Here is a 14,128-nt window from a genome sequence, read left to right as displayed (position 1 = left end):
TCTTGTACAGAACGAACCAGATCACTGGTAATGTGCATAGGATGCATAGGTTGCATAGGATTTTTTATACGCCGCGTGGGAATTGTCAGATAGTGACATGACAGGTGTGTATCTGACATTTCCTAGAGAGCGCGGAAAAATGCCTATGCATCCTATGCATCCTATGCAGGCAGTTAAGGCCCTGCTCGAAATTGCGTCAGAACAAGGCTTTGGATGGGGATGATTTCAGGCCGGCCGGCCTGAAATCTGAAGCAGGATCTACAGCAGCGTCCCGCTGAGGATCAGCAGCGCCACCGAGAAGTAGATGACGAGCCCGGTGACGTCGACCAGGGTGGCGACGAACGGAGCCGATGCCGTTGCCGGATCGAGCCGCAGTTTCTGCAAGATGAACGGCAGCATCGAACCCGATATGGAGCCGAAGGTGACGATACCGACCAATGCGGCAAAGACCGTCAGGCCGACCAGCTGCCAGTGCGGGCCGTAATCATAGAGCCCGGCCGTCTGCCAGAAGATCACGCGCAGCAGGCCGACAAGCCCGAGAATGGCGCCGAGCACGATGCCCGTCGGCAGTTCGCGCAGCAGCACCCGCCACCAGTCGGTCAGCTTCAACTCGCCGACAGCAAGCGCCCGGATGATGAGCGAGGTTGCCTGCGAACCGGAGTTACCGCCGGAGCTCATGATCAGCGGAATGAAGAGTGTCAGCACGACGGCCTTTTCCAGCTCGCCTTCGAAATGCTGCATGGCGCTTGCCGTCAGCATTTCGCCGAGGAAGAGGGCACAGAGCCAGCCCGCACGCTTGCGGATCATGCCGCCGAAGCTGATCTTCATATAGGGTTTGCCGAGCGCTTCCATACCGCCGAATTTCTGCGCGGCTTCGGTCGTATCAGCAATCATCGTGTCGATGACGTCATCGACCGTGACGATGCCGAGCACCATGCCGTGATCGTCGACGACGGGCAGTGCCAGGAGGTCGTGCTTGCGGATCAGCCGTGCGACATCTTCCTGCTTCATCAGCGCATTGGCCGAAACCGGCGTGCCCTTTTGAGCAACGGACAGGATCGAGGCATCGGGCTCGCCGGTGATGAGGCGGCGCAACGTGACGACATGCAGCAGCGCGCCGGAATTATGATCCAGCACATAGATGGCATAGACGGTCTCGCGCGAGCGTTCGACCTGGCGCACATGGTCCAATGTCTGGGCGATCGTCCAGTCATCGGGCACGCTGACGAATTCCGTCGTCATGATGCTGCCGGCCGTGCGCGGCGGATAGCCCATCAGATGCTGGATGGCGATGCGGACAGGTTCTTCCAGGCTGGAGAACAGGCGCACGCGGTCATCGACGCCGAGTTCCAGCAGGACGTCGGCGACGCGGTCGTTCGACATGCCGTGCAGCAGGCGAGCCGAATCCGCACTGTCCATCAGCGCCAGAATGGCCGGTGCGTTGCGCAGTTCCGGACGGTCGAGAATGTTGACAGCATAGTCCTGCGGCATCCGCGAGAGGATGCGGCCGGCTTCAGCCGGGGCGAGCCCGTTCAGCGATTCCACGCGCTCGGCGATGGACGCAACACGGCTGTTATTCATAAAGGCACGGGCGGCATAGCCGGCCCGCAGGGGGAAGCGATTGATATTCATTGGCTCGCCTTTCCGTCGATCCGCCGTAGCGTCCGAACGGGCGAGCCTGGAGCATCCAGGTCAGCGCACGACGGCCGCGTACGGCAAAGGCAATCGACTGCTACTGTCGCTTGGCATCTTGATGATGGCTCCGTTGATATCCGTGCAAAACGTGTGTCACGCACGTGTCGCACTAGGTGGTCTCGAATGCGGAAAAAGTCAAGTTGCTTAAATGCTTAACGCCACAATGCCGCACCCTCGGCGCGGCATTGTAAGTCAGTATCGTTTACGTATTATTTCAAACGATTGAAAAAGCTGGTTCCGAAGTCCGAAAATTCAGAATCCGGCGAGAACCACCTTGCCCTTCATCCTGCCGCTCTCGACCATGGCGTGCGCCTTTTTCAAGTTCACGGCATTGATCTTTCCGACGGTTTCCGACAGCGTCGTGCGGATCTTGCCGGTGTCGACCAGCTCGGAAATCCTGTTCAGGATCTTGTGCTGCTCGATCATGTCGGGCGTGCCGAAGAGCGGACGGGTAAACATCAGCTCCCAGTGAACCGAAGCGGCCTTGCGCTTGAAGGGAACGATATCGAAGGTCTTGGGATCGTCGATCAGCGCGAACCGGCCCTGCGGCGCGAGCGCTTCCACGATGTCGGCGACATGCTTGTCCGTATTCGTGGTGGAAAAGATGAAGCCCGGCGCGCCGATGCCGAGGGCTGCGACCTGCGGCGCGATCGGCCGCGAGTGGTCGATGACGTGATGGGCGCCGAGCTCCTTCACCCAGTCCTGCGTTTCCGGACGCGAGGCCGTGGCGATGACCGTCAGATCCGTCAGCACACGGGCGATCTGGATGGCGATCGAACCGACACCACCCGCACCGCCGATGATGAGCAGGGCAGGAGCCGCACCCGGAACGGGATCGGTGACGCGCAGCCGGTCGAACAAGGCTTCGTAAGCGGTGATGGATGTCAGCGGCAGGGCGGCCGCACCGGCGAAGTCGAGAGTCTTCGGTTTCCTGCCGACGATGCGCTCGTCGACGAGCTGGAATTCTGCATTCGATCCGGGGCGGTTGATGACGCCGGAATAGAAGACTTCGTCGCCTGGCGCAAACAGTGTGACATCGGAACCGACGGCCTTGACGATGCCGGCGGCATCGAAGCCGAGCACCTTTAGCTCATCGACGGGCGGCGCCATGTTGGCGCGGACCTTCACGTCGACGGGGTTGACGGAGACCGCCTTGATCTCGACGAGCAGGTCGTGGCCCTTGGCCTCGGGTGTGGGCAGTTCGACATCGATCAGCGAGGTTTCGGCGGCGATTGGCTGTGGGGTCTTGTAAGCGATGGCGCGCATCTCGGGAAGCTCCTGTGTTCATTGTACGAGAGCTAGATGCGACCTATGTTCCGGCAACGCAAGAATGCACAAATTCTGTACGTAGTACCAAAAAGGATACTGTAAATGTCACGCCCGCGCGCCAAACTGGTCGAGAATTTCCCCGGTTGCCCGGTGGAGGCGACGCTGACTTATCTCGATGGAAAGTGGAAGGGCGTGATCCTTTTCCACCTGATGGACAAGACTTTGCGCTTCAACGAGCTGAGACGCCATCTGCCGGCGATCACCCAGCGCATGCTGACCAAGCAGTTGCGCGAGCTGGAAGAATCCGGCGTGATCTCACGAACTGTTTACCCGGTCGTACCGCCGCGCGTCGAATATGCGCTGACACCGCTCGGCTCCACGCTGAAACCGGTCATCCGGGCGCTTGCCGCCTGGGGTGATGAATTCGTCTTCTGCAGCCCCGAGGGACGGGAGCTGCGCATCGCAAAGGCTCTAAGCGCTCCGGCTGCGGAGCTCCAGGCGTAGCGACGCTGCGAAGACGAAGAGGCCGAGGAAAGACAGAACCGCGCCGACGTAGCCGGTCGCCGCAAAGCCATAGCCGCCGGCAATGACGAGACCGCCGAGCCAGGCGCCGAGTGCGTTGGCGATGTTGAAGGCCGAGTGATTGGACGCGGCCGCCAGCGTCTGCGCATCGGCAGCAACATCCATCAGGCGTGTCTGAAGCGCTGGGCCTGCCGCAAAACCGCAGCCGACGAGGAAGACACAGAGCCCGAGCATGTAGGGGTTCGAAGCGGTCAGCGAGAACATCGTCAGCACGACGATATTGTAGACCAGCGAACCGCCGATCGTGCCGAGCAGCGACTTGTCCGCTAGCCACGAGCCGATGACATTGCCGGCATTCATGCCGACGCCGAACAGCACGAGCATGAGGGCAACGGCCGTTTCCGGCAGCATCGCTACCTGCGTCGTCGTCGAGGCGATATAGCTGAACATGGCGAACATGCCGCCATAACCGACAGCGGCGATAGCGAGCGTCAGCAGGATCTGCGGACGACGGAAGGCGCTGAGTTCACGCAGCGCGCTTGCCCCTTCCGAGACCTTGTCGTGCGGCACGTAGAACCAGATGAGAGCGACCGTCACGAGGCCGATGATGCCGACGGTCAGGAAGGCCACCTGCCAGTCGAGTGCCTGGCCGAAGAACGTCGTTAGCGGCGTGCCGAGCAGGGTTGCGACCGTCAGGCCGAGCATGACACGGCCGACGGCCCGTGCGCGGCGATGCACTGGCACCATAGACGCGGCGACGAGTGCTGCGACACCGAAATAGGCGCCATGCGGCAGACCGGTGATGAAACGCAGCACCGCGAAGCTCTCAAAGGTCGGTGCGACGGCGCTCAGGATATTGCCGACGGCAAAGAGCAGCATGAGGCAGAGCAGCAGCGTGCGCCGCGCCATCTTGGCGGCGAGCACGGCAATGACGGGTGCGCCGATGACGACGCCGAGCGCATAGGCGCTGATGACATAACCTGCCTGCGGGGTCGTGACCGAGAAAGTATCCGCTACATTCGGCAGCAGGCCCATGATCGCGAATTCGCCGGTGCCGATGCCGAAGCCGCCGGCGGCAAGTGCGAGTTGGACCAGGGCAACGGTCATGGCCGAGGGAAGCGCTGCCTCCGGCCCGGAATCGATAGAAGCATCGATGGAATCGTTGACGGCAACCTGGCTCACGGGCGGTCCTCGGAGGATCTGTGCTTGGTGACGGCCGCTGGCGGGACGCGCAGGGCCGGTCATTTGCAATTGGTGGGCAGAAATGGCGGGGGGCGGAGATATCATCTCAATCATCCCATCTATTGAACGGCAAGCTGGAAGCGTCGAGTGCTCTTTTTGCAGTGCAGCGTCCTGCTATCTGCATACGTCCATTGCAATATTTGTGTTTCGGCGGTGTGACCGGGAAAACCATCCGGCTTGAAATCGCAGGTGCATCAACCATTTCTTGAGGGCAGAGATAGCGGGATAGGAACAGGCACCTCATGAAGCTCGTCGGTTTTTTCAATCGCGACGGCGGTACCTTCAGAACGACAGACATGCAGGCATATGAAAGGCGCGCGGAAGAAGTCTTCCGCGAAGCAGGCCACGATTTCGATGCCATCGTCTTCTCCGGCAACGAGATCGTTCCCGCCATGGAACGGGCCGCACGGCGCGACGATATCGACGGTATCGTTGCCGGCGGCGGCGACGGCACCATTTCGGCAGCAGCATCGATCGCATGGAAGAACGGCGTGGCGCTCGGCGTCGTGCCGGCCGGCACCATGAACCTCTTTGCCCGCTCCCTGAAAGTGCCGCTCGATATCTGGCAGGCGCTCGATGTGCTGGCTTTCGGTGAGCTCGACAATATCGATATCGCCAGCGCCAACGGAAGGCCGTTCATCCATCAGTTCTCCGCCGGCCTGCATGCGCGCATGGTGCGCTACCGCAATTCCTACAGCTACCGCTCCCGCCTCGGAAAGATGGGCGCCAGCACTCGCGCTGCCTTCGGCGTCGTCTTCAATCCGCCGGAATTCGAGGTCGAGTTCGAGGCGGCCGGCATGAAGGAGACCCGACGCGTCTCGGCGATATCAGTCTCCAACAACCCCTTCGGCGAAAACGCGCTGCTCTATGCCGACAATCTGCGCAGCGGCGAACTCGGCTTCTACACGGCAAAACCGCTGAAACCGCTCGGCGTCGCACGGTTGGCGATCGACATGCTGCGTGGCAAGTTCCGCGAAAACGATGCGGTCATGGTCCTGCATCCGGCCGAAGTGCATCTGCACTTCCCGAAGCTGCGCGCCAAGGCGAACTGCGTGATGGACGGCGAGCTTCTGCCGCTGGAGCGCGATGTCACCGTCAAGCTGCATCCGGGCGAGCTGAAGGTACTGGTCAAGCAAGGTCTCGCCGCACAGGAAGGCGAACGGGAACGGCGCGAACCGGCCGCGTGACTTTCAGAACGAAGCGGAGCGCCTAGCCCTGAAAGGAATGAGAGCGCTTTCGACGATATCCCGGTCCGCCTCGTCGCCGAAAACACAGGTGCGATTGCGCCCCTTCTTCTTCGCGCAATACAGCGCCTCATCGGCCGATGCGATGAGCTGTCGCCAGCCTTCGGCACCGCAGGCGACGCCGATGCTGACGGTGATGGAGAGATCGACGCCGGTTTCCGCGTCACGGATGACATGCGCCTGAATGCGGCTGCGAAGTTCTTCGGCAAAATCCAGGGTGTTCGAAAGATCGGATGTGGAAACGAGAACGGCGAATTCCTCGCCCCCATAACGCGCGACGATGTCAGTCGGACGCATTGCGCCCTGTAGCAAGGTGGCGATTTCGATGAGCACGGCATCGCCCGTCAGATGGCCATAGGTGTCGTTCACCGTCTTGAAGTGATCGATATCGATCAGCATCAGGCAGATATCTTCCTCGCGCTCCGAAGGGGCATTGCCGAAGCCTTCCAGCGCCCGGCGGTTCCAGACACCGGTCAGCCCGTCCTTTTCGGCCTGCATCTTCAGGCGGGCCTCATACTCGGCCCGTTCGTCCAGCTTGCCACGCAACAATTCCAGCGCCTCGAACAGGCTGCGCATCTCCGGCGCCTTGGAGATCGTCTCCACGTCGGTCACGGGACTGCCGTCTGCGAACTCGATGATCTGGCGTCGTGCCGTCAGCAGCGGACCGAGCATGTGAAGGCGGATGGAGCTGAAGAGCGTAAACAGCACGGCAAGAGCGGAGGCCGTGATCACAGCGATGACCGCCAGGCGATAGGAAGCGGCGTAGTGCTGGGCCCTGTAGCGTTTCACGACATCGTCGAGAAAGACCGTGCGCAGCCGTTCGAGCGGCTGCAACGTCGGAACATAATCGCGCGTCAGATCAACGGCGGAAACCGAATAGTCCCCCGAGATCTTGCCTTGCTCGATCAATATCTTAACGAGTTCGAGGCCAGACCCGAAAAAGATCGTATCGACATCCTTCATGAGCTGCGCAGAGAGCGCATCGTGATCGCTGACGATCGTCTGGCCCTGCATCAACGCGCGCAGTTCCAGAAGCCGGCCAATGGTGCGGTTTGCGTCGGTGATATGGCTGTCGCGCAAAGGCTGGCGGGTGGCAATTGGGCCCATGATCTGCGAGGCAGCCCGGCCCCCGTATTCGCGCATATCGCTGATCATCCGTCCCGTCAGGAATGGTGCGGTCAGTTCCGACCGGCGGGTGGTGAAAGCGGCTATGTGCCAGTCCACGACATGCTGGAATGTTTCGATCACCTGGATCATTTCGCCGATCGCGTTCTGCACATCGTCGGGGTCGCGGTCGGCGAGCGGTGTTGCGGCAACGCGGTCGACGGCTTGGCGAGCCCTGCGAAGCTGCGCCCTTGTCTCAGCGAGCGCCGCCTGGAGATCGGGAAGGGAGGAGGATACATCGACTTCGGGCGGCTCATCGAGCGCCTCGAGCGAGAGATCGCTGATGCGCCGGAAGACCTTCAAACGCTCCGTTGCGGGCGCGCTGCTATTTGGCTCGATCGCCATGATGTCGTTGGCCGGTCCGCGCTCCGCCGACATGCGGCTTGCCGCTTCCAGAACCTGGCGGAAGCGCTCGACAGCCAGCAGATTGTCATTGGCGGAGCGGTAGCTTTCATAAGTCGGAATGAGAGCGCTGGCTGTCAGAATGAGGGTCAGAAACGCCACGATGACGGTCGCAAAGAGCAGCTTTCCCTCAAGAGTGATGCGGTTCATCAAACCGATCCCTTTCAACTCGTCACCCAATCCGGCCCCGTTGCCGGCTTACTGAATATGCTGATATCGGGCATATATTACCGATTTTGAGTATAGATCATCGATAATGCCAACAGGGTTAAGAAAAGCGTTTAAGTGAAAGCTATGTGGCCGGCTCTATTAACTAGAGGCGCGCAAGATATGTACGATAGTCGAAATCCGACACGGTGCGCAGGTACGCTATTGCTTCCTTGTACTTCGTATCGCCATACAACTTTCGATACTTGTCGCCGAAGATATTGGCGATGAACGCCGACTGCCGGAAGGCATCGACCGCCGTCAGGAAATCATGCGTCAGACGCTTCGCGCCCGGTGATGTAGAGGCGGGCGTCGTTTCCTCGCCGGGATCGAGATCTCCATCGAGGCCGAGCAGCATGCCGCCGAGAATGGCCGCCAGCAGCAGATAGGGATTGGCATCTGCACCCGCCACGCGGTGCTCGATGCGCGCCGCCGGCCCGTTGCTATCAGGAATGCGGATTGCCGTGCCGCGATGCCCGCTACCCCAGGTCAGATCGGTCGGCGCAAACGAGCCCGGCTGGAAGCGGCGATAGGAATTGGCAAAGGGGGCGAAGACGAGCTGCGCCTCCTGCATGGTCTGCAGCAGGCCTGCGGTTACCGATTTCAGAAGTGTTGGCTCGCCGCCCTTGGCATCGAGGATATTGTTGCCATCCCTGTCGATGATGCTGGCATGCACATGCAGACCCGATCCGGCCTGGTCCGAATAGGGCTTGGCCATGCAGGTCGATTTCAGCCCATGCTTTCGCGCCGCCTGCTCGGCAACGCGTTTCAGGTAGAGGCAATCATCGGCCGCAGCCAGCGCATCGGGCCGGTGCAGCAGGTTGACCTCGAATTGGCCGGGGCCGAATTCCGCCGTCGTCGCCTCCGCCGGCAGGTTCATCGCCTTGGCATAGGCGCGCAGCGTCTGCAGATAGCCGTCGAGCGCATCGACAGCACTCATGTCATAGAGCTGGAAACCATTCGGCTCGCGGCGATAGGTGAGGCTTGCAGGCGGGGAGGGAATGCCCGTCTCGCGCCAGTTCTCCTCGACCACATAGAATTCCAGCTCGGTCGCGACGACGGGCGTCAGCCCGCGTTCTGCATAGCGTTCAAGCACGGAAGCGAGAATGCCGCGCGGATCCATGAAGCTGCGGCTGCCGTCGAACTCGTGCATCGTGGCAAGCACCTGCATCGATCCCTCGGGCGCCCAGGGCATCGGCGTCAGGCTGCGCTTATCGGGAATGACATTGCCGTCGGGGTCGCCGATCGTCAGCGACAGGCCGGTGATGTCGTCATTGTCATCGCCCCAGATATCGAGCGACTGCGTGGAGGTCGGCAGGCGGATATCGCCGGCCCAGACTTTCTTTTCGGCAGAAAGCGGCAGTTGCTTGCCGCGCAGATCGCCATTCATGCCGACAACGAGGATCTCGAAACGCGGATCGTCCTCTCCAGCCTGTTTGCCGTTGCTTGCCATGACCTTGAAAATCCTCTCGCAGAAGGCCAAGGTCGTAAACCATCACCGAAAGCCTTTCAATCCGAAGGTCTAATCATGTCCGATACTTATCCGCTGTCGAACCTTGCCGCGATCGATGCCGCCCATCATCTGCATCCCTTCTCCGACATGAAGAAACTGAATGCCGACGGCACGCGCATCATCCAGCGCGGCGAGGGCGTGCATATCTTCGATGCCAACGGCAAAAAATATCTCGATGGCTTCGCCGGCCTCTGGTGCGTCAATATCGGCTATGGCCGCAAGGAAATCGCCGATGCCGTCGTCAGGCAGATGAACGAGCTTCCCTACTACAACACCTTCTTCGGCACGACCTCGCCGCCAACGACCCTGCTGGCTCAGAAGGTGACGTCCAAGGCCGGGCCGCACTTCAACCATATCTTCTTCACCGGCTCAGGCTCGGAGGCGAACGACACCTGGTTCCGCATGGCCCGCGTCTATTGGGCCGCCGTCGGCAAGCCCCAGAAAAAGACGGTCATCGCCCGACGCAACGGCTATCACGGCTCGACGGTCGCCGGCGCCAGCCTCGGCGGCATGAAATATATGCATGAGCAGGGCGACCTGCCGATCCCGGGCATCGTCCATATCGGCCAGCCCTACTGGTATGGGGAGGGAGGCGATCTCACGCCGGCCGAATTCGGGCTGAAGGTCGCCCGCGAGTTGGAAGCCAAGATCGATGAGCTCGGCGAGGAGAACGTCGCCGCCTTCGTCGCCGAGCCGATCCAGGGTGCCGCCGGCGTCATCATCCCGCCGGAGACCTACTGGCCGGAGATCGACCGCATCTGCAAGGCGCGCAATATCCTGCTCGTCACCGACGAAGTCATTTGCGGTTTCGGCCGCCTCGGCGAATGGTTTGGCCATCAGTATTTTGGCGTCGAGCCGGATTTTGCACCGATCGCCAAGGGGCTGTCGTCAGGCTATCTGCCGATCGGCGGCGTGCTCGTCAGCGATCGCATCGCCGATGTGATGATCAACGAGGTCGGCGATTTCAATCACGGCTTCACCTATTCCGGCCATCCGGTCTGTGCTGCCGCAGCGCTCGAAAACCTGCGTATCCTCGAGGAGGAGAAGCTGGTCGAGCGCGTTCGCGACGATATCGGTCCCTATTTCGCAAAGAAGTGGGGCGAACTTGCCGAGCACGATTTCGTAGGACAGGCGGAAAGCGTCGGCCTGATGGGCGGCCTGCAGCTTGCCGCCGACAAGAAAACCCGCACCCGTTTCGAAAAGCCCGATCCGATCGGTTCGCTGGTGCGCAATCACGCGCTCGCAAACGGCCTCGTGCTGCGCGCCACCGGCGACCGCATGCTGGCCTCGCCACCGCTCGTCATCAGCCATGAGGAGGTCGATGAGATGGCACGCATCACCAAGATTGCGTTGGATGCTGCCTGGAAGGAGTTGCGCGCTTAAAGGCGAAGCGGCAGCAGAAATCCGCTGCCGTTTTTCACCTGGCATTGTCTAGCCGACCCAAACGGAAACAATCCGCTCGCTCGTGGGGTTGAGCTCGATGTTTGCTCTGTCGCGCACATAGTCCTGCGTAAGCATGTCGCCCGTATGGTATACACGCAGCTTCATGCCCACCAAATCATGCGCTCCTTGGTTCGTCGGTGCTAGGTCCGCAAAACGAAATGGAAACGGGAGCTCCCCACCGCCAGCCTTCGTGATAGTGCGCCAGGGGAACGGCCAAGGGACAGGTAGGCCTTCTGCCATGGGGGACATCTCTGACTTTTCCTCAAGCGGCACCTCGATGTCGTTTTTGCGAGCATGGATGCGTACTCCTTTGAGCGGCTTGCCCTGACCCCAGTAGTTGTCTACGTCCAGCTGCGCGGCAGCCTCCGCCACTATCGGCAGTACTATCGGCAACGAGATCCCCGTCGGAGGGGTTGCGTAAAAGTCAAAATCCTGGACGCCGTCGCTCGGCGCGACGATGTAAAACCGGGGGGACAATTGTGGATTCGTCCATCCGCTCGATGGTACCTTACCCACGCTATGAATCACCAACGTGCTCGGCTTTTTGCCGAAGTAGGTTGCTGTGCCTGATACAACTTCCATAACCTGTTCCATAAGGTGCCTCCCGCGCTTGCTGTCGAGCAAGCAACTCCTCTGAATTTTGCTGGGCTTGGACTGGTATTTACTGCGCATTTTACAACGAAAGCGCTGCCTGACCTCTTGAGTACAGAGCCTCAAGACATTGTCACTTGAAATACATAATTTATATATTGCTAATATATTGGTTGCGCGAAGTCAACCAGATGTTGTGAGTGTAAAAAGTACAATTCTGCGTCTCGAGGCTACGCCAATATGCGGAGCCTGCTAATTTCTTCGGCGATGCGCAAAGAGTGTCATGGTGCCTATCTGGCGGGCCGCAACAATCCGGCCCTCAGGGGTAGGCGACGGCATAAGCGAATTGATAGGTGTCACCCGGCTGGCCATAGATATATGGCAGGGCAACGATATGCGTCTCCGGCTGCTTCAAGCCGTTTTGCGCAATGACATCCTTAAAATAGTAATCCGGCCAGGCCGGCGGCGTTCTGCCCTTGTCGTCGCGCCAGACGAAGACGACGGGATGTTTCGCATCCAGCTGGAACTTCGGCTTGAAGTCCGGATAGAAATAGGACTGCACCGGGGTGCCCGGCATTTGCAGACGCATATTGCCGTCGAGATGCGGATCATAGCCGACGATCAGCCCGGGCTCGCCGCCGATATCCCTGCGGATGATCTCGGCAAAACTGTCGTAGGGAATGTTCAGGCGCTGATAATCGCCGAGGAGCGGCCCCCAATAGGCCCGCATGGCAAGCACGGCGAGCACCGCGCCCATGATGACGCCACTTACCGCAAGCGATGCCCGTAAGGGCGCGCCTGCATCGACTTCGGCACTGTCGGCCTTCATGCAGATATAGAGCGGCAGGATGAGGAAGAGTGGTGTCAGCCATCGGTCGGCGACGTTGTCGACGCCGGCAAGCAGGATCATCAGCGCAATAGCCCCGATCTCGATCAACAGGATGCGTCCGGCAATTCGTGTCCAGCGGCTGGAAGCGCGCCACATTGCCCGCAGCGATTTGGCAAAGAGCGCCAGAAAAATGACGACCGAGACGCCGGCGATGCCGACCATCGCGGAGATGAAGCGGAAAAAGCCGGTCGATACCTGTGACAGAAAACCTTCGCCCGCACCGGTCATCTTGTGCAGCGTGCGATCGACGGCAAGGTCGAGATGCTGCAGGAACCACAGCGCGTGCGGCAGCACAATAGCGATCGACAAGACGATCGTCAGCGCAAGCCGCCAGTCGAAAATCCGCTTGCGAAAATCGGTGTCGATGAGGGCGGCGACCAGAGCGGCGGCAGGAAGAAGCGCGAAATTATACTTCGATATCATGCCGATGCCGGTCGCAATGCCGACAATGGCATAGGAGATTGCCGAGGGCGTCTTCAGTGTGCGGAAAAAGCCGTAGAGGAACAGCGAGCTGGCAAAGATCGTCGCCACCGAATGCGTCAGATCGCGCTGCGCCTCGAAGACGACCTGCGGCACGGTGAGCAGGCCAAGCGTCGCCAGCACCACCAGGCTGCTGTTCTTCAATGTCAGCCGCGCCGTCAGCCAGTAGAAGGTGTAGGAGAGGAACAGCATGCTGCATTTGAGCAGCGACAGCGAAAAGAGCGACACGCCAAGCAGCGATGTCACCCCGTACTGCACCCAGTTGTAGAAGGGCGGCTGCGAATTATAGCCGAAGGCGAACCACTGCGAGAGCAGCATCTGCTCCGCCTCGTCCAGCTCCAGCGCATTGGGGATGCTGAGCCGCACGATCAGGTGGAGCAGAAAATAGGTTCCGAGCACCGCCAGGATCAGATGTGGCCGGCGGCTGAAAAGGCTCTGCACGTCAGCTTTCTCGAGAGAAGATCTGGCGCACGATATAATTCGGCGAGGCGTCGTCGCGGTAGTAAGTCCGGGCGATCATCTCCGCCAGGATGCCGGTCGTGATCATCTGCACGGACGAGAGCAGCAGCACGACGCCGACCATCAGCATCGGTCGCGTGCCGATATCGTTGCCCATGATGAACTTGTCGAAGCCGAGATAGATGAGGATCAGCGCTGCAAGGCCGCCGAGGCCGAGGCCGAGCGAGCCGAAGAAATGGCCGGGACGCGCCTTGTAGCGCATGAAGAACATCACCGACAGCAGGTCGAGGATAACGCGGAAGGTGCGCGAGATGCCGTATTTCGAGGTGCCGTGCTGGCGTGCGTGATGGGTGACAGCCATTTCGCCGATGCGCGAGCTCGGCACGACGCCGGCAACCCAGGCCGGGATGAAGCGGTGCATCTCGCCCATCAGCTTCACCTGCTTGATGATCGAGGCGCGGTAGATCTTCAGGCTGCAGCCATAGTCGTGCAGCTTCACGCCGGTGATGCGGCCGATGAGGTAATTCGCGCACCAGGAGGGGATTTTGCGCAGCAGCAACCCGTCCTGGCGGTTCTTGCGCCAGCCGACGAGCAGGTCGAGTTCGCGCCGTTCCAGCTCCGAGACCATCGAAGGGATATCCTTCGGGTCGTTCTGCAGGTCGCCGTCCATGGTGGCGATCAACCGGCCTCGCGCCGTATCGATGCCGGCCTGCATGGCGGCGGTCTGGCCGAAATTGCGCTGCAGCTCGACGATGCGCAGCGTCAGCTCTTCGCGGTTGACGAACTTGCGGGCATTGACGAGCGTTGCGTCCGTGCTGCCGTCGTCGACGAGGATCAGTTCCCAGCGATGCGGATAGTCCACCATCGCCACGGCAATGCGCTCGACGAGCGGGCCGATGCTTTCTTCCTCGTTGAATACAGGAACGACCAGCGACAGTTCGAGCGGTTGCACCTGATCATTCGCATCGCGAATGGACTCTACCGTTGTCTGCAACTTTCATTTCTCCT

The 14,128-nt window shown here is 60.4% G+C and carries 11 protein-coding genes; 3 read left to right on the top strand and 8 right to left on the bottom strand.

The window, feature by feature from the left end; genetic code table 11:
* Positions 1-258 precede the first annotated feature (258 nt).
* A complete protein-coding gene (gene mgtE / locus AC1DM5_RS19350) occupies positions 259-1,632 on the bottom strand; it encodes a magnesium transporter (RefSeq protein ID WP_477822667.1) in 1,374 nt (457 codons plus the stop codon).
* Between the two features lie 315 nt (positions 1,633-1,947).
* Positions 1,948-2,961 (bottom strand): zinc-binding alcohol dehydrogenase family protein, encoded by a 1,014-nt coding sequence (locus AC1DM5_RS19345; protein WP_477822668.1) that lies wholly within the window; start codon positions 2,959-2,961, stop codon positions 1,948-1,950.
* A gap of 105 nt (positions 2,962-3,066) precedes the next feature.
* Between AC1DM5_RS19345 and AC1DM5_RS19340 the strand changes: the two genes are divergently transcribed.
* Positions 3,067-3,468 carry a winged helix-turn-helix transcriptional regulator gene (locus tag AC1DM5_RS19340; protein WP_477822669.1) on the top strand — a complete coding sequence of 134 codons (402 nt, stop codon included), beginning with the start codon at positions 3,067-3,069 and terminating at the stop codon, positions 3,466-3,468.
* On the opposite strand, the gene AC1DM5_RS19335 is transcribed toward AC1DM5_RS19340, so the two are convergent.
* Positions 3,436-4,668, bottom strand: coding sequence for an MFS transporter (locus AC1DM5_RS19335; RefSeq protein WP_477822670.1), 1,233 nt, complete (start codon positions 4,666-4,668; stop codon positions 3,436-3,438). The two genes, AC1DM5_RS19340 and AC1DM5_RS19335, sit on opposite strands and share 33 nt — an antisense overlap.
* A 302-nt stretch (positions 4,669-4,970) precedes the next feature.
* Between AC1DM5_RS19335 and AC1DM5_RS19330 the strand changes: the two genes are divergently transcribed.
* Positions 4,971-5,915 (top strand): diacylglycerol/lipid kinase family protein, encoded by a 945-nt coding sequence (locus AC1DM5_RS19330; RefSeq protein WP_477822671.1) that lies wholly within the window; start codon positions 4,971-4,973, stop codon positions 5,913-5,915.
* A gap of 3 nt (positions 5,916-5,918) precedes the next feature.
* Here AC1DM5_RS19330 and AC1DM5_RS19325 read toward each other — a convergent pair whose 3' ends face one another.
* Positions 5,919-7,688, bottom strand: a complete 1,770-nt coding sequence (locus AC1DM5_RS19325) for a GGDEF domain-containing protein (protein WP_477822672.1) — start codon at positions 7,686-7,688, stop codon at positions 5,919-5,921.
* Positions 7,689-7,851: 163 nt separating this feature from the next.
* Positions 7,852-9,228 (bottom strand): glutamine synthetase family protein, encoded by a 1,377-nt coding sequence (locus AC1DM5_RS19320; RefSeq protein WP_477822673.1) that lies wholly within the window; start codon positions 9,226-9,228, stop codon positions 7,852-7,854.
* Positions 9,229-9,273: 45 nt separating this feature from the next.
* Here AC1DM5_RS19320 and AC1DM5_RS19315 point away from each other — a divergent pair, with 45 nt between their 5' ends.
* Complete coding sequence (locus AC1DM5_RS19315; protein ID WP_477822674.1) at positions 9,274-10,641, top strand: aspartate aminotransferase family protein; 1,368 nt, start codon at positions 9,274-9,276, stop codon at positions 10,639-10,641.
* Positions 10,642-10,689: 48 nt separating this feature from the next.
* Here the strand turns inward: AC1DM5_RS19315 and AC1DM5_RS19310 are convergent, their stop codons facing one another.
* The 3 genes from AC1DM5_RS19310 to AC1DM5_RS19300 form a co-directional block, all read right to left on the bottom strand.
* Entirely contained in the window at positions 10,690-11,295 is a 606-nt protein-coding gene (locus AC1DM5_RS19310) for a hypothetical protein (RefSeq protein ID WP_477822675.1), read from the bottom strand.
* 316 nt (positions 11,296-11,611) lie between these two features.
* Positions 11,612-13,102 (bottom strand): ArnT family glycosyltransferase, encoded by a 1,491-nt coding sequence (locus tag AC1DM5_RS19305; protein WP_477822676.1) that lies wholly within the window; start codon positions 13,100-13,102, stop codon positions 11,612-11,614.
* Position 13,103: 1 nt separating this feature from the next.
* Positions 13,104-14,114 (bottom strand): glycosyltransferase family 2 protein, encoded by a 1,011-nt coding sequence (locus AC1DM5_RS19300; protein WP_113324177.1) that lies wholly within the window; start codon positions 14,112-14,114, stop codon positions 13,104-13,106.
* Positions 14,115-14,128: the final 14 nt, after the last annotated feature.

The organism is Rhizobium sp. 01T437, from assembly GCF_056398505.1.
Note: the sequence above shows the minus strand (reverse complement) of the source record. Positions and strands in the feature narration are given on the sequence as shown.

Excerpts from the sequence above, each read along its gene's own strand:
- mgtE (WP_477822667.1), bottom strand. The coding sequence starts at position 1,632 with ATGAATATCAATCGCTTCCCCCTGCGGGCCGGCTATGCCGCCCGTGCC.
- AC1DM5_RS19345 (WP_477822668.1), bottom strand. The coding sequence starts at position 2,961 with ATGCGCGCCATCGCTTACAAGACCCCACAGCCAATCGCCGCCGAAACC.
- AC1DM5_RS19340 (WP_477822669.1), top strand. The coding sequence starts at position 3,067 with ATGTCACGCCCGCGCGCCAAACTGGTCGAGAATTTCCCCGGTTGCCCG.
- AC1DM5_RS19330 (WP_477822671.1), top strand. The coding sequence starts at position 4,971 with ATGAAGCTCGTCGGTTTTTTCAATCGCGACGGCGGTACCTTCAGAACG.
- AC1DM5_RS19325 (WP_477822672.1), bottom strand. The coding sequence starts at position 7,688 with ATGAACCGCATCACTCTTGAGGGAAAGCTGCTCTTTGCGACCGTCATC.
- AC1DM5_RS19315 (WP_477822674.1), top strand. The coding sequence starts at position 9,274 with ATGTCCGATACTTATCCGCTGTCGAACCTTGCCGCGATCGATGCCGCC.
- AC1DM5_RS19310 (WP_477822675.1), bottom strand. The coding sequence starts at position 11,295 with ATGGAACAGGTTATGGAAGTTGTATCAGGCACAGCAACCTACTTCGGC.